This is a genomic window from Clostridium sp. (assembly GCF_051656525.1).
Lineage (GTDB): Bacteria > Bacillota > Clostridia > Clostridiales > Clostridiaceae > Clostridium.
Genome location: NZ_JBOGCC010000229.1, coordinates 1 through 23,466 on the forward strand (window position 1 = coordinate 1; position 23,466 = coordinate 23,466).

General features: G+C 28.0%; 26 protein-coding genes. 17 read left to right on the forward strand and 9 right to left on the reverse strand.

Annotation, left to right across the window (positions count from 1 at the left end; translation table 11 throughout):
* Together ACRDDY_RS11160 and ACRDDY_RS11165 are read left to right on the forward strand one after the other, a co-directional pair.
* On the forward strand, positions 1 to 699 hold a 699-nt coding region (locus tag ACRDDY_RS11160), incomplete at its 5' end, for a phospholipase D-like domain-containing protein (protein ID WP_438565028.1).
* A gap of 144 nt (positions 700 to 843) precedes the next feature.
* On the forward strand, positions 844 to 1,305 hold the full coding sequence (locus tag ACRDDY_RS11165; RefSeq protein ID WP_438565029.1) for a peroxiredoxin: 462 nt from the start codon (positions 844 to 846) through the stop codon (positions 1,303 to 1,305).
* A 56-nt stretch (positions 1,306 to 1,361) separates the two neighbouring features.
* Here ACRDDY_RS11165 and ACRDDY_RS11170 read toward each other — a convergent pair whose 3' ends face one another.
* The 6 genes from ACRDDY_RS11170 to ACRDDY_RS11195 form a co-directional block, all read right to left on the reverse strand.
* Complete coding sequence (locus ACRDDY_RS11170) at positions 1,362 to 2,084, reverse strand: LrgB family protein (protein ID WP_438565030.1); 723 nt, start codon at positions 2,082 to 2,084, stop codon at positions 1,362 to 1,364.
* 26 nt (positions 2,085 to 2,110) lie between these two features.
* The gene (locus ACRDDY_RS11175) at positions 2,111 to 2,485 is read right to left on the reverse strand and encodes a CidA/LrgA family protein (RefSeq protein WP_438565031.1); all 375 of its coding nucleotides are present in this window, start codon (positions 2,483 to 2,485) and stop codon (positions 2,111 to 2,113) included.
* Between the two features lie 185 nt (positions 2,486 to 2,670).
* The gene (locus ACRDDY_RS11180; protein WP_438565032.1) at positions 2,671 to 3,459 is read right to left on the reverse strand and encodes an ABC transporter permease; all 789 of its coding nucleotides are present in this window, start codon (positions 3,457 to 3,459) and stop codon (positions 2,671 to 2,673) included.
* Positions 3,460 to 3,461: 2 nt separating this feature from the next.
* Positions 3,462 to 4,217, reverse strand: a complete 756-nt coding sequence (locus tag ACRDDY_RS11185) for an ABC transporter ATP-binding protein (RefSeq protein ID WP_438565033.1) — start codon at positions 4,215 to 4,217, stop codon at positions 3,462 to 3,464.
* Between the two features lie 9 nt (positions 4,218 to 4,226).
* Positions 4,227 to 5,243 carry an ABC transporter substrate-binding protein gene (locus tag ACRDDY_RS11190; protein ID WP_438565034.1) on the reverse strand — a complete coding sequence of 339 codons (1,017 nt, stop codon included), beginning with the start codon at positions 5,241 to 5,243 and terminating at the stop codon, positions 4,227 to 4,229.
* 77 nt (positions 5,244 to 5,320) lie between these two features.
* Complete coding sequence (locus ACRDDY_RS11195; protein ID WP_438565035.1) at positions 5,321 to 6,319, reverse strand: acyltransferase family protein; 999 nt, start codon at positions 6,317 to 6,319, stop codon at positions 5,321 to 5,323.
* A 149-nt stretch (positions 6,320 to 6,468) separates the two neighbouring features.
* Between ACRDDY_RS11195 and ppaX the strand changes: the two genes are divergently transcribed.
* From ppaX to ACRDDY_RS11210, 3 genes are read left to right on the forward strand one after another with little or no spacing between them, the layout of a single operon-like run.
* Positions 6,469 to 7,119: a pyrophosphatase PpaX gene (gene ppaX / locus ACRDDY_RS11200; RefSeq protein WP_438565036.1), complete on the forward strand. Its 651-nt coding sequence runs from the start codon at positions 6,469 to 6,471 to the stop codon at positions 7,117 to 7,119.
* A gap of 1 nt (position 7,120) precedes the next feature.
* A complete protein-coding gene (locus ACRDDY_RS11205; protein WP_438565037.1) occupies positions 7,121 to 7,471 on the forward strand; it encodes an arsenate reductase family protein in 351 nt (116 codons plus the stop codon).
* Positions 7,464 to 8,156: a flavin reductase family protein gene (locus ACRDDY_RS11210; protein ID WP_438565038.1), complete on the forward strand. Its 693-nt coding sequence runs from the start codon at positions 7,464 to 7,466 to the stop codon at positions 8,154 to 8,156. Before ACRDDY_RS11205 ends, ACRDDY_RS11210 begins: the two co-directional genes overlap by 8 nt.
* Positions 8,157 to 8,183: 27 nt before the next feature.
* On the opposite strand, the gene ACRDDY_RS11215 is transcribed toward ACRDDY_RS11210, so the two are convergent.
* The gene (locus tag ACRDDY_RS11215) at positions 8,184 to 9,521 is read right to left on the reverse strand and encodes a D-alanyl-D-alanine carboxypeptidase family protein (protein WP_438565039.1); all 1,338 of its coding nucleotides are present in this window, start codon (positions 9,519 to 9,521) and stop codon (positions 8,184 to 8,186) included.
* Positions 9,522 to 9,683: 162 nt separating this feature from the next.
* Between ACRDDY_RS11215 and ACRDDY_RS11220 the strand changes: the two genes are divergently transcribed.
* Positions 9,684 to 10,448: a polysaccharide deacetylase family protein gene (locus tag ACRDDY_RS11220; protein WP_438565040.1), complete on the forward strand. Its 765-nt coding sequence runs from the start codon at positions 9,684 to 9,686 to the stop codon at positions 10,446 to 10,448.
* A gap of 9 nt (positions 10,449 to 10,457) precedes the next feature.
* Here ACRDDY_RS11220 and ACRDDY_RS11225 read toward each other — a convergent pair whose 3' ends face one another.
* Together ACRDDY_RS11225 and ACRDDY_RS11230 are read right to left on the reverse strand one after the other, a co-directional pair.
* On the reverse strand, positions 10,458 to 11,189 hold the full coding sequence (locus ACRDDY_RS11225) for a type 1 glutamine amidotransferase (RefSeq protein WP_438565041.1): 732 nt from the start codon (positions 11,187 to 11,189) through the stop codon (positions 10,458 to 10,460).
* Between the two features lie 12 nt (positions 11,190 to 11,201).
* Positions 11,202 to 12,560: a MurT ligase domain-containing protein gene (locus ACRDDY_RS11230; protein WP_438565042.1), complete on the reverse strand. Its 1,359-nt coding sequence runs from the start codon at positions 12,558 to 12,560 to the stop codon at positions 11,202 to 11,204.
* A 182-nt stretch (positions 12,561 to 12,742) separates the two neighbouring features.
* Here ACRDDY_RS11230 and ACRDDY_RS11235 point away from each other — a divergent pair, with 182 nt between their 5' ends.
* From ACRDDY_RS11235 to ACRDDY_RS11285, 11 genes are all read left to right on the forward strand, one after another.
* Positions 12,743 to 13,354: a tetratricopeptide repeat protein gene (locus ACRDDY_RS11235; RefSeq protein ID WP_438565043.1), complete on the forward strand. Its 612-nt coding sequence runs from the start codon at positions 12,743 to 12,745 to the stop codon at positions 13,352 to 13,354.
* 108 nt (positions 13,355 to 13,462) lie between these two features.
* Positions 13,463 to 14,401, forward strand: a complete 939-nt coding sequence (gene manA / locus ACRDDY_RS11240) for a mannose-6-phosphate isomerase, class I (protein ID WP_438565044.1) — start codon at positions 13,463 to 13,465, stop codon at positions 14,399 to 14,401.
* A 151-nt stretch (positions 14,402 to 14,552) separates the two neighbouring features.
* Positions 14,553 to 15,413 (forward strand): undecaprenyl-diphosphate phosphatase, encoded by an 861-nt coding sequence (locus tag ACRDDY_RS11245; protein WP_438565045.1) that lies wholly within the window; start codon positions 14,553 to 14,555, stop codon positions 15,411 to 15,413.
* A 222-nt stretch (positions 15,414 to 15,635) separates the two neighbouring features.
* The gene (locus ACRDDY_RS11250) at positions 15,636 to 16,736 is read left to right on the forward strand and encodes a 6-phosphofructokinase (RefSeq protein WP_438565046.1); all 1,101 of its coding nucleotides are present in this window, start codon (positions 15,636 to 15,638) and stop codon (positions 16,734 to 16,736) included.
* A 145-nt stretch (positions 16,737 to 16,881) separates the two neighbouring features.
* Positions 16,882 to 17,658, forward strand: a complete 777-nt coding sequence (locus ACRDDY_RS11255; RefSeq protein ID WP_438565047.1) for a serine hydrolase — start codon at positions 16,882 to 16,884, stop codon at positions 17,656 to 17,658.
* Between the two features lie 361 nt (positions 17,659 to 18,019).
* Positions 18,020 to 18,997 (forward strand): TDT family transporter, encoded by a 978-nt coding sequence (locus tag ACRDDY_RS11260; protein WP_438565048.1) that lies wholly within the window; start codon positions 18,020 to 18,022, stop codon positions 18,995 to 18,997.
* A 210-nt stretch (positions 18,998 to 19,207) separates the two neighbouring features.
* A complete protein-coding gene (pyrB, locus tag ACRDDY_RS11265) occupies positions 19,208 to 20,131 on the forward strand; it encodes an aspartate carbamoyltransferase (RefSeq protein WP_438565049.1) in 924 nt (307 codons plus the stop codon).
* Entirely contained in the window at positions 20,131 to 20,553 is a 423-nt protein-coding gene (locus tag ACRDDY_RS11270; RefSeq protein ID WP_438565050.1) for an aspartate carbamoyltransferase regulatory subunit, read from the forward strand. Before pyrB ends, ACRDDY_RS11270 begins: the two co-directional genes overlap by 1 nt.
* A 13-nt stretch (positions 20,554 to 20,566) precedes the next feature.
* Positions 20,567 to 21,769: a dihydroorotase gene (locus ACRDDY_RS11275; protein WP_438565051.1), complete on the forward strand. Its 1,203-nt coding sequence runs from the start codon at positions 20,567 to 20,569 to the stop codon at positions 21,767 to 21,769.
* A 2-nt stretch (positions 21,770 to 21,771) separates the two neighbouring features.
* Complete coding sequence (pyrF, locus tag ACRDDY_RS11280) at positions 21,772 to 22,650, forward strand: orotidine-5'-phosphate decarboxylase (protein WP_438565052.1); 879 nt, start codon at positions 21,772 to 21,774, stop codon at positions 22,648 to 22,650.
* A complete protein-coding gene (locus tag ACRDDY_RS11285) occupies positions 22,650 to 23,378 on the forward strand; it encodes a dihydroorotate dehydrogenase electron transfer subunit (protein WP_438565053.1) in 729 nt (242 codons plus the stop codon). Before pyrF ends, ACRDDY_RS11285 begins: the two co-directional genes overlap by 1 nt.
* Positions 23,379 to 23,466: the final 88 nt, after the last annotated feature.

Here is a 23,466-nt window from a genome sequence, read left to right on the forward strand (position 1 = left end):
TGGAGAGATACTCACATGAAATTAAGAGGTGAAGTATTAAAGAGTATCGAGTCAAGATTCATATTAGATTGGACATATACTAAAAAGCAAGATATTGATGAAAGCTTTGGTAAATACTTTGAGATAGAGCCAGTAGACGGGAATAGTGATAAAATAGCTATGCAAATAGTTGCCTCAGGTCCAGATGAAGAAAAAGAGCATATTAAAAATGCTTATATGAAAATTATGAATAAGGCAACAAAGAGTATATGTATGCAGACACCGTATCTAGTTCCAGATGAGTCAATTTTAGATTCTTTAAAATTAGCAGGGTTATCTGGTGTTGAAGTAAATATTATGCTACCTGGAAAACCAGACCACTTCTTTATTCCATGGGTTGCAAATAATTATATAGATGTGCTATTAGACTATGGAATAAATATTTATATGTATGATAATGGATTTATTCATGCAAAAACAATAGCTGTAGATTCAGAAGTTTCAAGTGTGGGAACAGCTAATATGGATTATAGAAGTTTTAAACTTAATTTTGAAACTAATGGAATTATTTATAGTGAAGAAAAAACTAAAGAACTTGAGATGAAGTTTAGAGACGATATGAAATTTTGTAGGAAACTTACAAGAGAAGATTTTAATAATAGATCAAAAACTTCAAAAGTACTTGAAAAAATTGCAAGGCTTGTTGCTCCTTTAATGTAGTATAAAAGTCTATTTATAATTAAATCTATAAAATAATTGTTAAGATTATTTTATAGATTTTTTTTGTCAAAATAAAATAATATCTTGATAATAATAAATGTATATTATATAATAATTAATATTAAATAAAAGGAGATAAGTACAATGGAAGATAGTATATTGAAAATTGGAGATTTAGCACCGAAGTTTAATGGGATAGGTTCAGACGAAAAAAAACATAACTTAAGTGATTATAAAGGAAAGAGAGTAATATTATATTTTTATCCAAAGGATAATACACCGGGATGTTCATTAGAAGCACAAGATTTTAAAGAATATAATGAGAAGTTTTTAGATAAAAATACAGTTATAATAGGTGTATCAAGAGATACAGTAAAGTCACATAATAAGTTTATAGAAAAGTATGAATTACCATTTCTTTTAATATCTGACGGAAGCGAAGAAATTTGTAATCTTTATGGGGTAATGAAAGAGAAAAATATGTTTGGAAAAAAAGTATTTGGAATTGAGAGAAGTACATTCATAATAGATGAAGATGGAAAAATAATTGATATCTATAGAAAAGTTAAAGTTAAAGGACATGTAGAAGAGATTTTTAATAAGTAAAGAGAAGCCTAGATAGTAAAATGAAACACATTTTACTATCTAGGCTTTAAATTTTCTTAAATCATTGCAAAAATAGCCATTCCAATTGAAAATATAATTGGTGCAAGGATAACAGTTATAATACCATTAACACCAATAGCAAGAGAACTCATAGCGCCTTCAGTTTCACCAATTTCTAATGCTTTTGTAGTACCAATTGCATGTGCAGATGTACCAAGTGAAAGTCCAACGGCAATCTTATTTTTAATTTTAAATACTTTAGCAATAATAGGATGAATTACGGCACCTATTATACCAGTCGTAATAACAGCTAGAACAGTTACAGGAATTATACCATGTAATTCAGCAGTTACTGATATTGCAATAGGAGTAGTTACTGATTTAGCCATTAATGAGGCAATCATTTGTTTATCTAATCCTACAAAGTGTGAAAGTAAGAATATTGATATAATTCCTCCGCCACTTCCGCAAAGTATTCCAACAATTATTGGAACTAAATTTTCTTTTAATCTATCAATTTGTTTGTAAAGCGGTACTGCTAAAACGACAGTTGATGGAGCTAAGAATAGATTTATAAATTGAGCTCCTTCATTATATGTTTTAAAGCTTATGTGGAAAATTAATAAAAATCCTATAACTAAAATAATAGCGATTAATAATGGATTAAATATAGGTAAATTTGTTTTTCTGTATAAAAGAATACCTATTTCATAAGCTATAAGTGATATAACAATACCAAATAAATCATTATATATTAATATATGCGATAAGGTTGACATATGTATTACACTTCCTTTTTGTATTCCTAATTAGTTTCTTTTAAATTTTTCTTTTTGTCCATTTTGTTTGCAATGGATTGAACAGCTAAACCAGTTATTGTCATAGTAACTGCAGTTGTAACTAGGCAAACTATCAAAATTTGAACAATATTAGCCTTGATTAAACCAAAGGAATTCATAACAGCAACTCCTGCAGGTAAAAAGAAAAAAGCTAAATGGTCTAGGAAAAAGTTACTTATAGTATCAATTTGCTCGACTTTGACAATTTTTAGACATAACGCAATAAATAAAATAATCATTGCAATAATGTTTCCTGGAACTGGAATATGAGTTAAACCTGAAATTACTTCGCCAATAATATAAATAATTAAAATTATTAAAGCTTCTCTAAATAGTTTCATGTGACAGTTCCTCCTTCTTCTCTATAATTTCAATAATACTTTATCACTTAAAGAATACTAAGTAAATAAGAGAAAAATGACAATAATAAGAGCAGAACCTATGAAAACGATATAAAAGAATGACAAAAATATGTAAAACCCTACTAACTAAAGGCCTAGTAGGGAATTTTAAAATAAATTATAATTTACCTTTTGTTCATAAAATATACCTCAAAAACGTTAATTATCTTATACATTATAAATGCAATTATAGATAAAATTACAATGCTCATCATAACCATATCAAGTTGTGAAATTTGACCACCATAAACTATGAGAAATCCAAGCCCTTCACGTGCAACTAAGAATTCTCCCATAATAACGCCAACCCAAGAAAGACCAACATTAATCTTTAAGGTGGCAATTAAAGAAGGTACGGAAGCAGGTAAAATGAGGTATAGAACAGTTTGAAGCTTTGAAGCGTGTAGTGTTTTCATAAGTAAAAGTTTTTCACTATCAATTTCATTAAAGCTAGTTAAAATATTTAAAATAGTAGTCACTAAGGATATTAAAAGAGCCATAGTAATAATGGTTGAAGTACCAGTACCAATCCAGAATAAAATAATTGGAGCTAGAGCTACTTTAGGAAGTGCATTTAAAACTACAAGATAAGGGTCTAAAACTTTAGAAAGTCTAGGACAGAGCCAAAGAAGTAGCGCAATTAAAAATCCAATGACTGTACCTAAAGTGAAACCTAAAATAGTCTCATATAAAGTTATTCCAATATGAGTGAAGAGAGTTCCATTTTGAATAAATTCTTTAAAGGAATTTACTATTCTAGAAGGAGAGGAAGTTAGAAATGGATCTAAGATTTTTAATCTAGTTAAAGCCTCCCAAAGTAGTATGAAAATTAAAAATAATGAAATTCTAAAAAATATTATTTTTATATTATCTTTTTTAATTTTACGTAAATATTCTTCATGTTCTTTAGACATAGTTACTCCTCCATTTCATTCCAAATATAGTTAAAATAATTTTTAAATTCATTAGAATTTCTACGAGAAAAGGGGGTGGTAGCATTTTCAAAAGTAATTGGAATGATTTTCTTTATAATAGAAGGGCGTTTACTTAAGAGAATAATTCTATCGGAGACAGAGATAGCCTCACTTATATCATGAGTGACCATAATAGCAGTTTTTTTCTCACTTTTTATAATTTGATGAATATCATTTGCTACATTTAATCTAGTTTGATAATCAAGTGCTGAAAAAGGCTCATCTAAGAAAAGAATTTCTGGATTTAAAGAAAGGGTTCTAATTAAAGAAACACGTTGACGCATTCCACCGGAAATTTCATTTGGTTTATGATTTTTAAATTGGTCTAAATCATACTTTTTCATTAGGGAGTCTACATATTTTAGATTGTCTTTAAAAAGAAGTCTTCTAATTTTTAATCCAAGGATAATATTATTATAGATGGAGGTCCAAGGAAAAAGATGATCCTTTTGAAACATGTAGCCAATACTATCTAAATTATCTTTTAAGGGGAAATTATTTAGATAAATTTCTCCAGAGGATTGTGATATAAGTCCACTCATAATATTTAAAAGAGTTGACTTTCCACAACCGGAAGGACCAAGAATACTAATATATTCACCACTATCTACAGTAAAGCTAATATTTTTTATAGCTTCAACTTCACCTTTATCTGAATGATATCTTTTTTCTATATTTATAACTTTTAACAATGTCATAATTACCTCTTAAGGTGCTAAAGCTTTATTAGAAAAAGTATTATTTACGATATCAGTAAAAGGTGGTGTGGTTTTTATTAAGTTTTCATCATAGTCTCTTATTATATCCATAAGATGATTAAGTTCTTTTTCAGAAATTGTTGGATCTTTAGCTAAAGCATCAATATCTTTGTAATTATCAATAACGGAAATTAATATATTTAGATCAGTTCCAGGAAAGAAGCTAGATATATTTTCTGCTATTTCTTTTGAGGAATGTAAATGGAAATAATCTTGTCCTTTTTTAATTGCATTTGTGAAAGATTGAATAGTTTCAGGATTTTCTTTCATATATGAATTTGTAGAGAAGAAACAAGTATATGGCATATTTCCAGCTGATTCTCCAATAGATGCTACAATTTTGGCATTACCTTCTTTTTCAAGCATAGAAGCAGTTGGTTCAAATAAAGATACATAATCACCAGTACCAGCTTTAAAAGCAGAGGCAGTTGCTGTAAAATCTAAATTTGTAAGTAATTTAACGTCAGTTTTAGGACTTAAATTATTTTCTTTTATAACATATTCAAGAGACATTTGTGGAACACCACCAGGTCTGCCACCTATAATTTCTTTTCCTTTTAAGTTCTCCCACTTGAAGTTTTCATCTTTTCTAGAAACTAAGAATGAACCATCTTTTTGTGTTAGTTGTGCAAAGAGAACAGGAAAATCTTCACGTCCTTGATTATAAATATAAATTATTTGTTCAGGTCCACAAAAACCAATATCAGCATTTTTTGAAAGTACATTCTGCATAACTTTATCAGCACCTTGTCCTGTTGAAAGGTTAATAGTTATACCTTCATCTTCAAAATATCCTTCATTTATAGCAATATACATAGGTGCATAAAAAACTGAACGAACAACTTCATTTAATCTAACTGTTTTTTTAGAAGAAGTTACTTCATTAGTATTACTACAGCTAACTAAAATAAATGTAAATAAAAAAATACTTAAAATAAAAGAGAGTTTTTTTATAATTTTTTTCATATTGTAATCCTCATTTTAAAATTAATCTTAGTCTATTTTATGTATGAAAATTAAATTGGTTAAACAAAAAAAGACATCTATACAGATATCTTTTTGTCTTTATTTGAAATATTATCTATTTTTAGTTTAATATTTGATGTTTCATAAAAATTAATGGCATACATAAGTGCTTTAGAAACAAAAATACAACATAGAATAATACATATTCCTGATAAAATAATTTGAAGTATATTATTAAATCTTAAATAAGGATAAACAGTATGAATAGTGATAGCATGTACTAAATACATATGAAGCGAGTTTTTCCCAATTTCAGAAATATAGTAATGCTTATTTGGAACTATAGAAAGTATGAAAGCTCCAATAGTAAAAGCTCCAATAAAATGAAAAATTCTAACATAAAGTGGTAAAAATCCTAAATGAATAGAACTTTCATAATTAGTATATTCAAAAAGTAATTCTATAGGTATTTGCTCATTAAAAATATAAAGTATCACTAATATTATTATAGAAAGTACTCCAAGAGAGATTCTTTTTAATTTTAAAAATTCAACATGCTTCTTTTCAAACATTAAACCAGCTATGAAAAAAGGAAGAAAGAAAAATGTTCTTGAGAAACTTCCAATAGTTGCTACGCTAGAATCAAAACCAATTAATAATGAAAACATTATAGAAAAAATAAGCCAAAGTTTTTTATTTTTTATATAGTCTTGAATTATATAAAGGCATGTTAAAGTTAGTAAATACCAAAATGTCCAATGTGTAGATAGTAATGTAAGTTCATAATTATTATTTTGTATAAAGTTTGAATAGGCTACATAAATAATTTGGGCTAAAACATAAAGTTTAAAAGTATGTTTAACTTTTTCTACAGTTGTTCTCTTGCTTTTTTTAGAAAAGTATCCTGAAATGAATGTAAAAAGAGGCATATGAAACATATATAAGAATAATATAAAAAAATGAGTATTTACTTTAGTTGGAGCTGCAAATTCTATTGTATTTCCAATAATTACTACAATTATTAAAAATCCTTTTAAAGTATCAAAATAAAAATCTCTAGTTTTGATTATATTCAAAAACAACACTCCTTGTTTTAAAAATTCACTTAATATTCATCAATTAAATTATATAATAAAAGAAAGATAGATACAAATAAGGGGAAAGAGAATTTATTAGAGTTATGTGATATTATAATAATAAATAATTCTTATATGGAGGGAAAAGAATGATAAAAGCAGTTTTATTTGATTTAGATGGAACACTTATAAATACAAATGATTTAGTATATAGAAGTTTTAATCATGTTTTCAATGAAGTTTTGAAGCTTGGATATGATAAAAAGCAAATTGGAGAAAATTATGGAAGACCATTAGAAGAATCTTTTTCTAAGATAACAAAAAACAGTCATGAGATAGATAATCTTATAAAGATATATAGAAAGTTTAATTTAGAAATTCATGATGAGTTATGTGAAGCATTTTATGGTGCTAAAGATTTATTAAAATATTTAAAGAATAAAAATATTAAAATTGGAATAGTAACATCTAAAAAAGGAGATGTAGCAGAAAGAGGGCTTAAAGTAACAGGGCTTTTAGAATATATAGATTTGTTAGTAAGTCCTGAGTGTACAAGCTTACATAAGCCAAATGGAGAACCAGTAGAATATGCTTTAGAAAAATTAGGAATACTAAAAAGTGAAGCATTAATGGTAGGGGATAGTCCCTATGATATAATGAGTGGAAAAAATGCAGGTACTAAAACTTGTGGTGTAGCATATACAGAGGTAGATGTAGAAAGTTTGAAGAAAACAAATCCAACTTATTATATAGAAAGTTTAGAAGAAATACAAAATATAATTGAGAATTGGGAGGAGTAGAATGAATATACAAATTTTCGGAAGAAAAAAATGTTTTGATACAAAAAAGGTTGAAAGATATTTTAAAGAGAGAAGAATAAAATATTCTTTAATTGATTTAGATGAAAAGGGAATCTCTAAAGGTGAGCTTAATAATGTAAAGAGATGTATAAAAATAAATGATTTAATAAATACAAATGCTAAAGATTATAAAAAATCTAACTTAGATAAAATAAGAGCTATAGAAATGAAAGAAGAAATTCTTTTAAAAAATCCTAAGCTTATAAAATCACCAATTGTAAGAAATGGTAAAGATGCAGTACTTGGGATGAATGAAGAAAAATTTAAAGAGTGGGAGTCAAGTGATGAGTAAAAAGAAATTTAAAGGTAGTGTGGTTTTAAATCCAGTACCAGTAGTTATGATATCAACAAAAGATAAGGAAGGAAAGGATAATATTTTTACAGTAGCGTGGGCAGGAACAGTTTGCACAAAGCCACCAATGTTATCTATTTCGGTTAGACCAGAAAGACTATCTTATGAAAATATAAAAGAAAATATGAGTTTTGTGGTTAATATGCCAAGTAGTGATATAGTTAAAAAAGTAGACTATTGTGGTGTAAGAAGTGGGAGAACAAATGATAAGGTGGAAGAATGTGATTTTACAATGATTCCTTGTGATGAGATAGAAGCTAGTTATATAAATGAATGTCCTGTATCTATTGAATGTAAGGTAAATCAAATAATTCCTTTAGGTACACATGATTTAGTAATAGCAGATGTTTTATGCTCACATATAGATGAAAAGTTAATGGACGAAAAAGGAAAAATCCATTTTGAAAAAGGAAACCTTGTTACATATTGTCATGGAGAATATTATGAAATGCCACAAGAGTCTATTGGGAAATTTGGATATTCAGTAATGAAAAAGAAGGTTGAAAAAAAGGTAAAGACTTCTTCTAACATAGATAAGAAAAGGGAAGAGGTTAAAAATATAAATAAGAAGAAAAAAGAAAAAATTACTAGAAATAAAAAATATAAACAAAGAAAAAGAAAATAGGATTTGCAAAATTTGCAAATCCTATTTTTAATATCTACGTTTATAATTTGAATAAGAGTAACGAGTTCTTCTTCTACGTCTCTTATTGATTGTTCTTATAATAAATAAAATTAGTATTATAATTAGAACTATACCTACAAGAACACCTAAGTAAACAAGGATATTAGCTTTAAATAAATCAAATTTAGATATACCTAAAGAGCCCTTAACTGTTTCTTTGAATTGCCCTGATGTAAGTGTTAAATTTAAACTATCATTTGAAGTTGCTTTCCAAGCACTGTCACCAGTATTATCAAATGTAATTTTAGTGTGAGTTTTATTAAAGTTATTATTATATAACATAACATCACTATCTACAGTAATTGGAGCAGTTATTTCTTTAGTAGGACCAAAGAAACCAAATAATTTATAGCTTAAAGTTGTATTTTCAATAGTTTGCCCTGGTTTCATAAAGACTTCAGGTTTAGCATTGAAGCTATAATCCATAATTTTATTCATATCAGAGTATCTGTGATCAGGTGTGCGCATATCATTAGAAAAAAGAACTATTCCTAGAATGTCTCTACCGTTTCTATTATAAACAGTAGCTAAACAATTGCCGGCATCATTTGTAGTCCCAGTTTTACCAGCAATATTTCCATTCTCCCCTAAAGTTTCATTTCTATTAACTAAATCAACTCTTTTACCAGCAATAGTGATACTTGAATTTTTAAGCTCCATATCTTCTCTTACCCAAGGGGTTTCGAATGCAGCTCTTAAAAGTATGGCTAAATCATAAGCTGTTGTATAATGGTCAGCATTTTGAAGACCATTAGCAGTTACAAAATGAGTATCTGTCATTCCTAATTCTTTTGCCTTTTCATTCATAAGTTTTGCAAAGTTTGCTGAATTTCCTGAAACATAGTCAGCAATCATATAAGCGGCATCATTTGCTGAAAACATTAAAAGTGACTTCATAACATCATTAGCAGTCATAGTTTGTCCAACTTTAATGTTTACACCAGGCCAGTTAGAATGTAATGAATAAGGTGGCTGAATGCTAGCTTCTTTTGTAAATGGGATAGCATCATTTTTATTTGCTTTTTCAGCAAATAAAAGTGCTGTCATAAGTTTAGTTAAGCTAGCAGGATAAGCTTTTTTATCTGCATCTTTTGAGTAAATAACCTCACCAGTTTTTAAATCCATAGTAATTGCATATTTTGCAGTAATATTTGGTTCTGCAGAAGTAACAGTTGTAGTAGGATTTTGTGCTGGTGTATCAGCAGAAGCTACTAAAGAAAAGGGTAAAAATAAAGAAAGTGTGAATATTAATGCGATAAATTTAAGAAGTACCCCTTTTTTGTTTAAAAAATTTGTTTTCGTCAAAGCAATCTCTCCATATCTTTAAATATTTATTTGTGGGACATACATAGAATGAGTATAGCATTTAAAAAGTAGAATAACAATAATGAAAAAAATATAAATTTATTACAAATTATTAATAAAATAAAATATTTGAGGAACAATAGAATATGAGAGGGTGATATTTTGAAGAAGAAGTATAAGATTTTAGGTTTTTTAGTAATAATGGTATTATTTTTTTCAGTAGGAAAATATAATATTGCAAATGGAGGTGAGTTAGAGAAAACAGTTTATTTAACTTTTGATGATGGACCATCAAAAGTTAATACAGAAAGAGTTTTATGGATTCTAAATAAAAATAAAATAAAAGGAAGCTTTTTTGTTGTAGGAAAAAATGCAGTGAAATATAGAGATAAATTAGAAATGCTTAAAGATAGTGAAATGGGAATATATCCTCACTGTAATGTACATAATTATGAGCAAATATATAAGAATACAGAAAGCTATTTTTATGATTTAAATAATTGTAAAAATAATTTAAAAGCAGTTATAGGGGAAGAATATGAATTTAACTTTGTAAGACTTCCAGGTGGTGCAACAAATGAAGTTTCAGCATTTAATATTAAAAATGATATATTAAATAAACTAAATAAAAATGGAATAAATTATATTGATTGGAATGTTGATTCAGGTGATGCTGAAACAGTAGTAGTATCTGCTAATAAATTAAAAAATAATTTTAAAAAAAATTGTGGTAAATATAAAGTTGAAGTAGTATTAATGCATGATACAGATGTAAAAGATAGTACAGTTAGTACACTTCAAGAATTAATAAATACATATAAAAATAAAGGATATACATTTAAAACATTAGATCAAATTTCTAGTGAAGAAATAGAATATTTAATAAATACAAGAGTAATAAATAGAAAGTTTAAAGAAAAAAAGTAGATTTAAAATCTACTTTTTCTCTTTGAATCTATTAATAATATATTCTTTAGCCTTTAATTCTAATGTATCATCTAAAGGTTCTAAAGAAATTTCCTTATTATATTTTTTTTCTAAAGCAAGAGTTAAAAATCTATCAGCAAGCTCTGGATTTTTTGAAAGTAATGAACCATGGAAATAAGTACAAAAAGTATTTTTATAAACGCAACCTTCATATCCATCTTCACCATTATTACCATGACCTTCAATACATTTACCAAGAGGCTTTAAGTCATTTATATAAGTTCTACCAGAATGATTTTCAAAACCAACATATGTTTGATCAAACTCTTCATTATAAATTACTGTATTCCCGATAAATCTTGTGTCTCCACCTTCAGTATAAATATCTAAGATTTTTAATCCTTCAAGCTTTTCACCATTTGGAGCTCTATAATAATTTCCAAGTAATTGATAACCACCACAGATAGCTAGAAGAAGTTTACCATCTTCAACATATTTTTGAAGTCCTTCTCTTTTAGCAGTTTTTAAATCTTCAGAAACGATAGATTGCTCATAATCTTGACCACCGCCAAAAAATACAATATCAAATTCCTCAGGATTAAAAGTGTCATTAAGAGAAGTATTTATTATATTTACCTTTATTCCACGTCTTTCAGCTCTTTGCTTAAGGATAAGGATATTACCAACATCACCATAAACATTTAAAAGATCTGGATAAAGATGACTAATATTAATTTCCATAAAATTTTCTCCTTACCAAAGTTTTTCTATATAGCCTTTTGAATGAAGATATTTTCTATAATTAATCATAGCAGTATAAGTAGCTAAGATATAGAAATTATTATCTTTAGAAGATTTAATCATTTCAGTAAGCTTTTCATAATCAGCTTCAATTTTAAAGTGAGTTTCATTTAAACCAGCTGTTTTAAGTCTTACAGCCATATCATACATTCTCATTCCAGAAATGAATATATCATTTATAGGAAGTTCATGTAGTTTTTCAAAATCAACATCCCAAATCCATGACACATCTCTACCATCAGCATAATTATCATTTAACATGAAAAGACATGAGAAAGGCTCTTTATTTAAGCAAAGAGTATCAATTGCTTGATTATAACCTGCTGGATTTTTTACAAGAATTATTTTAGCTTGTTTGTCCTCTATGTTTATAACTTCTTGTCTACCGAAACTAGAATCTTGTTTACTAAGAGATTTTAAGATAGCTTCAGTTGGCATAGAAAGTTCTTTAGCCATAGCGTAAGCACAAAGACCATTATAAATGTTATAAGCACCTGCTTGACTAATTTTTACTACATCATCATTAATTAAAACTTCAGAACTATTAGGTTCTAAATCAATAATTTCCTTAACAGCATAAGTAAGTTCACTACGTTTGTAACCACAACTTGGGCAATAGAAATCACCAAGATGATTATAAGTTATGTAGTTATATTCATATGGTGCCTTACAGAACTTACAGAACTTAGCATCTGCATTTACTTCAAGCTTAGTTCCCTCCTTAATAGGAACAGAGAAACCATAGAATTTTGTTTCATTAGGTAAATCAAGTTTACCAAGTAGAGATTCATCACCATTTAAGATAAGTCTTGTGCTTGGAGTTTTAACTAAACCTTCCATAATTTTAGAAAGTGTAGTATAAACTTCACCATATCTATCAAGCTGATCTCTAAAAAGATTTGTTATTGTAAGAAGTTCAGGTTTTATATGCTCAGTTATAAACTTAACATTAGCTTCGTCAACTTCAATTACAGCAAAAGCTCTTTTATTAGATTTTCCAAATTTAAAGTTATCAATAAAACAAGTAACGATACCAGGATAAAGATTTGCCCCAGTATTATTTGTTATAACTCTACATCCAGATTCTTTAAGTATGTTATAAAGCATACTTGTAGTAGTAGTTTTACCATTAGTTCCTGTAATAAGAATAACTTTATAATCTTTAGCTACAGTTTTTAAAATTTTTCCATCAAGTTTTAAAGCAACTCTTCCAGGAAAAGTACTACCACCTTTTAAAAAGTTTTTAGATAAGAATAATACTAGCTTACCAGAAATTATACTTATAATAGATTTTATATTAATAATATTCACCGTCCTTACTTAATAAGTCATTAATAGTCTTTAATAAAAGAAAAGATTTTTAAAATCTAAATATATATTACAACTTAAAGACTTATATTTCAATTAAAAATAAGATATAAAAAATATTGAACATATAAAAGTTAATAAAGCTTTGATAAAATTAAATATATATGAATAAATGGGAGGTTTTTATGAAGGGATTTATAAAAAAATACAAAGAGGTTACAGTAGGTCCATATATAAGAGAAGGATTAACTAGAAATCCATACAGTGTAGAAATTCTAAAAAAAGGTGCTAAATATTATAATGATTTAGAAAAGTTTGATATAGCCTATAATTATATCAATTTTATAGTTAAAATAGAGAGGTATGATTATAAAAATTATATTCAAAAGGCAACACTTGAAGAATTAAAAGAAAAAGAGATTGCGATACAAACATTAGAGAATGCATTAATGGTAAATCCATCTAATGGAGAACTTTATAATTATCTTGGAACTATGTATTTAGAAGAAGTAAATAATGAAGAAGGAATAAAGAATATAAGGAAAGCTTATGAAGTAGATAGTGAAAACATAAAATCTTTAAATAATGCAGCAGTCTATTATACTAGATATGAAAAAAACATTTGGAGAGCATATAGTAATATAAAATCTGCAAATGAAAATATAAAATGGAGTACAGATACAAAGGTAAAAGAAACAATAATGACAAATTTATCTCTTATAGAGAAAGTTCATAATGAAGTTACAGAAACGAACAATCCAAATTGGGAGTTAGAAAACTTAGAGCTATTGAAGTAAGGGGAATTTATATAAAATAAACTCTTGATTCATTTGACTTTTAATAAGATGATGGTTTAAAGAGTTAGTTATGAGATGAATCAAAAGATAGAGAAGGAGTAGATAATTATGTATCCAATAATATTTGAAAACCTATATTATGAAAGAATATGGGGGGGAAGAGATTTTGAAAAATTTAGAGATAATGTTACAGAAGGTGTCATTGGAGAAAGCTGGGATATAGCTTGTCATAAGAATGGAACTGGAGTAGTTAGAAATGGAGAGCTTAAAGGTTTGGATTTCAAGGAAATAATAGAAAAGTATGGACATAAGTTAGTTGGAGATAAAATAAGTACAGAAGAATTTCCATTACTAATAAAGCTTATAAATTCAAATGATAAGCTTTCAGTTCAAGTTCATCCAGATGATGAGTATGCAAAAAAAGCAGAAAATGATTTAGGAAAAACAGAGGCATGGTATGTAGTCGATGCTAAAGAAGGAGCGAGCCTTATAGTTGGAACTAAAAATTGTACAAAGGAAGAGTTTAAAAAAGCAATTGAAGAAGGGGATTTAGATAAATACCTAAATAAAGTTTCAGTTAAAAAAGGTGATATGTATTATGTACCTAGTGGATTAGTACATGCTATATGTGAAGGTGTTACTATAGCTGAAATACAACAAAGTAGCGATACTACCTATAGAGTATATGATTATAATAGAGGAAGAGAAATTCATGTAGAAAAAGCATTAGATGTTATTGATTTCAGTTTGAAAAGTGAAAATTTACAAGGAAATAAAACTGAAATGGAAGGTTATGATAAAACAATTTTATGTGAAAGTGAATTTTTCAATATAGAAAAGTATCAAGTAAAAACTGAACTTACTGAAAAAAGCGATAAAGAAAGATTTTTCTTATTTACTTGTGTGGAAGGAAATGGAGAAGTTGAAGGAAATGGAGAAACTTTAGAAATAAAGATGGGAGACAGTATCCTTATTCCAGCTTACCTAGGAGAATATAAAATAAAAGGTAATATTACTTTATTAAAAAGTTATGTTCCTAGTAAATAGTTAAATAGGCTGTTTTATAGACAGCCTATTTTTATACATTGACAAAAATGAATAACTACATAAAAAAATTAAAGTAAAATTAATATAGACAATAAAATGTTAAAGAATTATAATTTAATGGTTAAAAGAAAAATGAAAGTGGGGAAGATTAGTGGGGGTAGATTTAATTTTAATACTTCAAGCTATAATTATTGGTATAGTTGAAGGAATAACAGAGTTTGTGCCTGTATCATCAACAGGACACATGATTTTAGTAGGTGAACTTATTGGCTTTAGGGGAGAATTTGCTAATATGTTTACAGTAGTAATACAACTTGGTGCAATACTTGCAGTTGTAGTTTTATATTGGAAAAAGATAAGTAGCAGTATAGTTGAATTTTTTAAATATATTTTTACGAGAGGAAGAGAAGGAAAAACTGGATTTAGATTTGGAATAAATGTAATTATAGGATCTATACCAGCGGCTTTTGTAGGATTTGCATTACATGATGCAATAAAAGGGTTATTTAAACCGCAATCAGTAATCATTGGATTTATAGTTGGAGGGATTTTACTTCTTGTAATAGAAAATATTTATAGAAAGAAAAAACCAATGGCTAAAGATATTGATGATATTACTCCAAAGCAAGCGTTAGTAGTAGGAATAGCACAGTGCTTTGCGATGTGGCCTGGAATGTCAAGAAGTGCATCTACAATTATGGGAGGATGGATTGCAAAAATGTCAACTCCAGTAGCAGCAGAATTTTCTTTCTTTTTAGCAATACCAGCTATGATTGGGTCATCAGGGCTTGATTTATTAAAGTTTGATTTTTCAATTATGAATACATCAAAGTGGATAGCATTAGCTATAGGATTTATAGTGGCGTTTATAGTAGCACTTATAGTAATGGAAAAATTTGTTGCATACTTAAAGAAAAAGCCAATGAGAGTATTTGCAGTATATAGGGTAGTAGTAGGAATTATTTTAGCAATATTAGTATTTGCAAATATAATTGTTTTACCAGCTGTTTAAAGATAATGAATCTAACTTAGAAAATTTTTAAGTTAGATTTATTTTTTTTAAGAAAATAAAAAAACTTTTATAAAAAGGATAAATATGGTATTATTAAAAAGGGATATGTATACAATATTTTCTAAAATTACCTAAAAATATATTTTAATAAAAGGTAAAAAATTTTATCAGAAATTGTCAGAATATTTAAAAAATACGATGGTATAAAGGGGGATTTATAGGATGAATAACGGTGTAAAAAAAATAGCACTATTAACAGGAGGTGGAGACTGTCCTGGACTAAATGCAGTCATAAGAGCTGTAACTAGATCAGCTATTTTAAATTATGGATTAGAAGTAGTCGGATACAAGTTTGGATATAGAGGATTATATAATAATGATTATATGAATCTTACCTTAGAGAATGTATCTGGAATACTTCATAGAGGAGGAACTATCCTTTATAGCTCTAATAAAGATAATTTATTTGATTATCAAGTAGAAGAAAATGGAGTTAAAGTAAAGAGAGATGTTTCAGATGTAGCAGTGGAAAATTTAAAAAAAGAAGGCGTTGATGTTTTAGTTGTAATAGGTGGAGATGGAACACTTACATCTGCTAGAGACTTTTCAAGAAAAGGAGTTAAAGTTATAGGGGTACCTAAAACAATTGATAACGATTTAGCATCAACAGATGTTACTTTTGGATTTAATACAGCAATAGATGTAGCAACTGAAGCATTAGATAGGCTACATACAACAGCTGAATCTCATCACAGAATAATGATTTGTGAGGTAATGGGAAGAGGAGCAGGTTGGATAGCTTTAGAATCAGGAATTGCAGGTTCATCAGATGTAATATTACTTCCTGAAATACCATATGATATTAACAAAATTGTAGATAAAGTAAATGAAAGAAAAGAAAATGGAAAACCATTTACTATAATTACTGTAGCAGAAGGTGCTAAACCAAAAGATGGTGAAGTTGTAGTATCAAAAATAGTGGAAGACAGTCCAGATCCAATAAGATTAGGTGGAATAGGAAATAAGCTTGCAGATGATTTAGAAAAAATAATAAAAGAAAATGAAGTTAGATGTACAGTTTTAGGACATACACAAAGAGGTGGAAATACATCTACGTTTGATAGGATTTTATCAACAAGATATGGTGTTGGAGCAGTTGAATTAATAGAACAAGGGCTTTTTGGAAACATGGTATGTTTAAAAGGTGATAAATTATCTCATGACAGTTTAGAAAATGTGATAGGTCAAAAAACTAAAAATGTAGAGGCGGATTGTGAGCTTGTAAAAACAGCAAAAGCAATTGGAATTTCTTTTGGTGATTAATTTCATAATATAAAGCATATAATATAATTAAAAGGCAAGGTATACATCTTGCCTTTATATAACAAATTTTTTAAATAGTTCAAAATTTTCTGAAAATATGTTATAATAAAAATATGGTAGAGAATTTTTAGAGCTGGAGGGTATTATGAAAGAAATAAAAAAATATTTAGAATCAAGAATCGGAATGTATTCATTTTATTTTGAAGACTTAGCAAGTGGATTTACCTATGGATATAATGAAAACGTTAAAATGGTAAGTGCAGGATGCATGAAGTTACCTATAGCAGTTTCACTTATTAAAGATGTAGAAAGAGGTAATGCAACTTTTTTAGATAAAGTGAAAATAGAAATATCAGATAAAGTGTATGGAACAGGAATTATTCATGAATTTAATGAAAGAGATTATACAATCTTTGAATTATTAGTAGCAATGCTTATTCAAAGTGATAACACAGCAGCAAATAAAATTATAGACATAATAGGAATTGAAACAATAAATAAAGATATAATTGAAATGGGATTGAAAAATACTGTTTTAAATAGAAAGACTGCTGATGAAAGGTCTATAGTAGAAACAGAAAATTATACATCTTCAAAGGATTTGGGTGTTATATGGAAGCATTTATATAATGCGAGTTTTTTAGATAAGAAAAATAGCACAATGCTTATTGATATATTACGAAGACAACAAATAAGAAATAAATTAGCATTATATATTCCAGATGATTTGAAATATGAAATTTCAAGTAAAACTGGTGATAAAAAAGGTGTTGAAAATGATACAGCATTAATACAATTATTAAAAGGAAATTTTGTATTTACAGTTTTATCACAAGATATTCCAAATAGTGTATATGGAACAGTTACATTGGCGAAATGTGGGAAAATGGCTTGGGATAGCATAATGAATAATTGGAATTAAAAATTAAAAATAATTTATGTTAATAAGGAAAGAGGTTAAGAGAGCTAATAAAGGCTCTCTTTTTTATCTGATAGCTAGTGCATTTTTTCCAATCTTCTATAAGTGGAGGAAAAAGGCACATGCGTCTAGATAAATTCGATTAGAGATTCAGATGGAGTTTTAACTCTATCTGAATCAAATCCCATTTTATGATAAGATAATTTAAATCATAAAAGAAATAAGTTTTTAAGAAAGGTGGCTTTAAAAAAATAAGGTAATAGTTTAAAATGAAAGAGAAAAGTATAAAGAAATACATACATATTTATATTTTTACGTAAATATTTTAAAAAGGAGAAGTTGTTAGATATAGCAACAGTAAAATATGAGAAGTTTATTTAGAAGATTAGAAAATTATCCTATAGCTATGTGTGGAGCATCCCTTGCATTTATTACATTAAGTAAGAGCTTTGAAGTTTTTGGTTTTGGATTTGTAGAGCCCATAGCAATTACATTTGCAATTATAGGATTATACTTTATGGTTTTAAAAGTAATATTTTATCCAAGAAGAATAATTGAGGAGTTGAAAAATCCTATTTTAGGAAGTTTTTACCCAACATTCAATATGGCACTTTTCTTAGTAGCAGGTTATATTGTTCAATATGATAAGCTAATGGGAAGGATTTTATGGCTAGTTGGGGTGTTATTACATATAGTATTTTTCTTAGTGTTTTTTGGTTTTAGAGCTAGAAAATTTAAGATTGAAGACATGGTTCCAAGTTGGTTTTTCGTATTAGTAGGAATGGTTGTTGGAACAGTATCAGGTAGTATGATGGGATTTTCATATATATCAAAAGGCTTATTTATTGTAGGACTAGTTTTATACATAGTAGTTTGGCCAATTATGTTATATAGATTATTTAAAAAGAAAAAAATTATGGATGCAGCAATGCCTTCAGTTGGAGTTTTAGCAACACCAGCAAGTCTATGTATTGTTGGATATTTTGCATTAACAAATACTCCAAATATAATTCTTTTAGCAATATTATTTGTGACATCAATATTTAATTTAATATATGTTTACTTTAAAATACCAAATGCATTGAAAAATGGATTTGCACCTATTCAAGCGGGATTTACATTCCCACTCGCAATTAGTGTTTTGGCTATATTAAAAATAGCAACTTATTTTGACTTTTTAGGATATACAGATGTTGCTTTAGTATTTAGAGGATTTGGTGTATTTGAATTAGTTATAGCAACAGTCATTATGGTCTATGTAATAATAAATTTTATTATTTCACTAATAAAAGCTATTATTTATAGTTTTAGTAGAAAAATAAAAGTAGAGATTGAAGATTAAAATAATAGAATGTAAATATTGACAAAGTTTTACGTAGGTGATACAATTCACTTAATAAAATAACCTTTAATTAAGCCCTGTGAGGCTTGTAAGGAAGTCAATTAGAAATTTAAATGGGATTATTATGCCTTCCTTAAGCTTAAGGGAGGCTTTTTTTGTAGAAAAATACCTTTAAATTTAACACGGAGATGTTGAAAAGGAGTGATAGATATGTTAAAAGGAAGACACTTAGTAGATCCAATGGATCTAAAATTAGAAGAGCTTGATCAAATATTTGATTTAGCAGAAAAAATAATAAATGATAGAGAAAAATATTCTAAAGTATGTGATGGTAAAATCTTAGCCACACTATTCTATGAACCTAGTACGAGAACAAGATTTAGTTTTGAATCAGCGATGATGAGACTTGGAGGTAATGTATTAGGCTTTTCAGAACCAAACTCAAGTTCAGCTTCTAAAGGAGAGACTTTAGCTGATACAATAAAAATGGTATCTATTTATTCAGATGTAATTGCAATGCGCCATCCAAAAGAAGGAGCAGCAAGAGTTGCAAGTCTTTATTCAAAAGTTCCAGTTATAAATGCAGGTGATGGAGGTCATCAACATCCAACACAAACTTTAACAGACCTTCTAACTATAAAAACCTTAAAAGGTGATTTGAAAAATAAAAAAATTGGTTTATGTGGTGATTTAAAATTTGGAAGAACAGTTCATTCATTAATTAAAGCAATGTCAAGATATAAAGGAAATGAATTTATTTTAATATCACCAAAAGAATTAACTTTACCTGAGTATATAAAAAATGAAATTTTAAATAAAAAAGGAATAAAGTTTAGAGAAGTTGAAAGACTAGAAGATGTAATAGGAGAATTAGACATTCTTTATATGACAAGAATCCAAAAGGAAAGATTTTTTAATGAAGAAGAATATTTAAGGTTAAAAGATAGCTATATTTTAGATACGGAAAAAATGAGTATGGCAAAAGAAGATATGATAGTTATGCATCCCCTTCCAAGAGTAAATGAAATAACTATGGAAGTAGATAATGATAGTAGAGCAGCTTACTTTAAACAAGCGGAGTTTGGAATGTATGCAAGAATGGCTCTTATATGTAAGCTATTGGGGGTAGAATAATGTTGAAGATAACTAGAATTAAGAATGGAATTGTAATAGATCATATAAATGCAGGTTGTGGAATTAAGATATTTAATAAATTAGAATTAGAAAAAAAGAATATAAATGTTGCTTTAATTATGAATGTTGATAGCAATGCAATGGGGAAAAAAGATATTATAAAAATGGAGTTAACAGAGAAGTTAGACTACAGTTTAATAGCAATGATTTCACCTAATATAACAATAAATGAGATAGAAAATGAAAAGCTAATAAATAAAATTAAGCCAACGCTAAAAGAAAGAGTTATAAATGAAATAGAATGCACAAATAGAAATTGTATAACTAGAGATGAGAAGTATGTACCACAAACTTTTATATTAGTAGACAAAGATACAGCATCTTATAGATGTGAATATTGTGATCATATAACAAAATTGTAGTGGAGGTAAGGAAATGAATATATTAATAAAAAATGCAAATCTAATAGATAGTACACAAAATTTTATTGGAGATTTATATATAGAGAATGGGAAAATAAGTGAAATAGGAAGAAACATAAAAAAAGATGGTGTAGAAATAGTAGATGCAAATGGTTTTGTTGTAATGCCAAGTTTTGTAGATACTCATGCACATTTTAGAGATCCAGGATTTACTTATAAAGAAGATTTAGAAACAGGGGCTAGAGCAGCACTTAGAGGCGGGTATACAGGTGTTTGTTTAATGGGAAACACAAGACCTATATGTTCAACTAAAGAAGTATTAGATTATGTAGACAAAAAAGCAAAAGATTTAAACTTAGTTGATGTACATCAATGTATAACAATAACAGAAAATTTTGATGGAAAAACAATAGGACATTTAGAAAATTTTAAAGATGATGAGAGAGTAAAAGCTATTTCAGATGATGGGGTAGGAGTTGCTGATTCTAAAGTTATGTTAGATGCTATGAATATAGCAAAGAAAAATGATTGGGTAGTAATGTCCCATGCAGAATCAAGAGAATTTTCAAATTCTGATATGAGACTTGCAGAAAATATGATGACATGGAGAGATATAACTTTGGCTAAAGTTACGGGAGCAAGACTTCATATGTGTCATGTAAGTACTAAAGAAGCAATGAAATATATAATAGATGGGAAGTGTGAAGGAACAAGAGTTACTTGTGAAGTAACACCACATCATATAGCATTAACAAAAGATATAAATGATTATAGAGTAAATCCACCAATTAGAGAAAAAGAAGATGTAGAATTCTTACTAAAAGCAATAAAACATGGAGATGTATACTCTATAGGTACGGATCATGCACCACATACAGAAGAGGATAAGAAAAAAGGTGCACCAGGAATGGTTGGAATTGAAACAGCATTTCCAATATGCTACACAAAGCTTGTACGTGATGGAGTAATAGGAATAAATAAACTATCAGAACTTATGTCAAGAAATCCTGCTAAACTTTTAGGAATGAATAAAGGAACTTTAAGTATAGGAATGGATGGAGACTTAGTAGTTTTAGATTTAAATAAAGAGATAATAGTAGATAGAAGTAAGTTTTACTCAAAAGGAAAAAATACGCCATTTGAAGGAATGAAATTTTATGGTGAAGTAAAAATGACAATAAAAGAGGGAAATATTTTATATAAAGGGGATATGTAATTATGAGAATTATAGATAAGTTATACAAGAGAGTAGAAGAGAGAGGAATAGTTTGTGTAGGACTTGACACAGATTTAAGTTATATACCAGAATTTTTAAAAGAGGGCAGAAGTAATAAGGATGCAATTGTAGCATTTAATAAAGAAATAATAGATAAAACAGAGGATGTAGCAAGTTGCTTTAAAGTTCAAATAGCTTATTATGAAGCTTTAGGAATAGAAGGATTAGAGGCATATAAAGAAACTTTAGAATATTTAAGAAAAAAAGATTTAATAATAATTGCAGATATTAAAAGAGGAGATATTGCTGCAACAGCTAAAATGTATGCAAAGGCTCACTTTGAAGGAGATTTTGAAGCAGATTTTATAACATTAAGTCCATATATGGGGATGGATAGTATAGAACCATATATGCCATATTTAGAAAGTGGAAAAAAAGGAGTATTTAGCTTAGTAAGAACATCAAACAGTGGAGCTAAAGATATTGAATATATAAAGACGGAAGATGGAAAAAATGTTTATGATATAGTTGGAGAAAAGCTAACTGAAATGGGAACAAAGCTTATAGGGGAATGTGGATATACACCAATAGGTGGAGTTATAGGATGTACACATATTGAAGAAGGAGCTAAGATAAGACAAACATTAAGTAATATGTTTTTCCTAATACCAGGATATGGAGCACAAGGTGGAAAAGCAGAAGATGTTGCGATGTATTTAAATAAAGGTAATGGCGGAGTAGTGAATTCATCAAGAGGAATTCTTTTAGCATACAAAAATAGAGGATTAGATGAAAAAGAATTTGCAAATGCAGCTAGAGAAGAAGCAATAAGAATGAGAGATGAAATTAAAAATGCAGTAATTGCTAAGGGGGATTTATAATGAAGTTTAAAAAAACAGAGATATTAAGTAATGAAGAAATAAGTCCTTCAATATATAAAATGGTAGTAAAAGAAGAGGAGAATATAAAGCCAGGACAGTTTTATATGTTAAAGAGTGAAAAAGCATATCTTCAAAGACCTATAAGTATTTGTGAAAAAGAGGGAAATGAATTAGTATTTCTTTATGCAGTAGTTGGAGAAGGAACAAAGGATTTCTCAAAAATGAAAAAAGGTGAAGAGATTACATTAACAGGACCTTTAGGAAATGGATTTAATTTAGATTTTAATGAGAAAAAAGTAGCTTTAGTTGGAGGTGGAATAGGAGTTGCACCTATGCTACAAGTTGCTAAAGAACTAAAAGGATTAGATAAAGAAGTAAACTTTTATGCAGGATTTAGAGATGAAGTTTACTTAACAGAAGATTTAAAGAAATATGTAAATGAACTTAAGATTTCTACTAATACAGGAAAGCATGGACATAAAGGATTTGTAACAGAAATTTTTAAACCAGAAAACTATGATGTGGTTTTATGCTGTGGACCAGAAATTATGATGAAAAAAGTTGTAGAGATGTGTAAAGAAGTAGATACAAAAGTTTTTGTATCTATGGAAAAGCATATGGCATGTGGAGTTGGAGCATGTTTAGTGTGTACATGCAAAACAAAAGATGGAAATAAGAGAACATGTAAAGATGGGCCAGTATTTAATGGTGCATTAGTAGAATTTTAGGAGGGGAAAAGTCTATGTTAAAAGTAAATATAAATGGAATAGATTTTAAAAATCCAGTAATAGGTGCATCAGGGACATTTGGTTTTGG

What these genes read in the sequence shown, in the direction of transcription:
- ACRDDY_RS11250 (WP_438565046.1), top strand. Translation starts at nt 15,636, where the DNA reads ATGAATAACGGTGTAAAAAAAATAGCACTATTAACAGGAGGTGGAGAC.
- ACRDDY_RS11185 (WP_438565033.1), bottom strand. Translation starts at nt 4,217, where the DNA reads ATGACATTGTTAAAAGTTATAAATATAGAAAAAAGATATCATTCAGAT.
- pyrB (WP_438565049.1), top strand. Translation starts at nt 19,208, where the DNA reads ATGTTAAAAGGAAGACACTTAGTAGATCCAATGGATCTAAAATTAGAA.
- ACRDDY_RS11255 (WP_438565047.1), top strand. Translation starts at nt 16,882, where the DNA reads ATGAAAGAAATAAAAAAATATTTAGAATCAAGAATCGGAATGTATTCA.
- ACRDDY_RS11190 (WP_438565034.1), bottom strand. Translation starts at nt 5,243, where the DNA reads ATGAAAAAAATTATAAAAAAACTCTCTTTTATTTTAAGTATTTTTTTA.
- ACRDDY_RS11225 (WP_438565041.1), bottom strand. Translation starts at nt 11,189, where the DNA reads ATGGAAATTAATATTAGTCATCTTTATCCAGATCTTTTAAATGTTTAT.
- pyrF (WP_438565052.1), top strand. Translation starts at nt 21,772, where the DNA reads ATGAGAATTATAGATAAGTTATACAAGAGAGTAGAAGAGAGAGGAATA.
- ACRDDY_RS11260 (WP_438565048.1), top strand. Translation starts at nt 18,020, where the DNA reads ATGAGAAGTTTATTTAGAAGATTAGAAAATTATCCTATAGCTATGTGT.
- ACRDDY_RS11165 (WP_438565029.1), top strand. Translation starts at nt 844, where the DNA reads ATGGAAGATAGTATATTGAAAATTGGAGATTTAGCACCGAAGTTTAAT.
- ACRDDY_RS11275 (WP_438565051.1), top strand. Translation starts at nt 20,567, where the DNA reads ATGAATATATTAATAAAAAATGCAAATCTAATAGATAGTACACAAAAT.
- ACRDDY_RS11285 (WP_438565053.1), top strand. Translation starts at nt 22,650, where the DNA reads ATGAAGTTTAAAAAAACAGAGATATTAAGTAATGAAGAAATAAGTCCT.
- ppaX (WP_438565036.1), top strand. Translation starts at nt 6,469, where the DNA reads ATGATAAAAGCAGTTTTATTTGATTTAGATGGAACACTTATAAATACA.
- ACRDDY_RS11180 (WP_438565032.1), bottom strand. Translation starts at nt 3,459, where the DNA reads ATGTCTAAAGAACATGAAGAATATTTACGTAAAATTAAAAAAGATAAT.
- ACRDDY_RS11170 (WP_438565030.1), bottom strand. Translation starts at nt 2,084, where the DNA reads ATGTCAACCTTATCGCATATATTAATATATAATGATTTATTTGGTATT.
- ACRDDY_RS11175 (WP_438565031.1), bottom strand. Translation starts at nt 2,485, where the DNA reads ATGAAACTATTTAGAGAAGCTTTAATAATTTTAATTATTTATATTATT.
- ACRDDY_RS11270 (WP_438565050.1), top strand. Translation starts at nt 20,131, where the DNA reads ATGTTGAAGATAACTAGAATTAAGAATGGAATTGTAATAGATCATATA.
- ACRDDY_RS11210 (WP_438565038.1), top strand. Translation starts at nt 7,464, where the DNA reads ATGAGTAAAAAGAAATTTAAAGGTAGTGTGGTTTTAAATCCAGTACCA.
- ACRDDY_RS11205 (WP_438565037.1), top strand. Translation starts at nt 7,121, where the DNA reads ATGAATATACAAATTTTCGGAAGAAAAAAATGTTTTGATACAAAAAAG.
- ACRDDY_RS11235 (WP_438565043.1), top strand. Translation starts at nt 12,743, where the DNA reads ATGAAGGGATTTATAAAAAAATACAAAGAGGTTACAGTAGGTCCATAT.
- manA (WP_438565044.1), top strand. Translation starts at nt 13,463, where the DNA reads ATGTATCCAATAATATTTGAAAACCTATATTATGAAAGAATATGGGGG.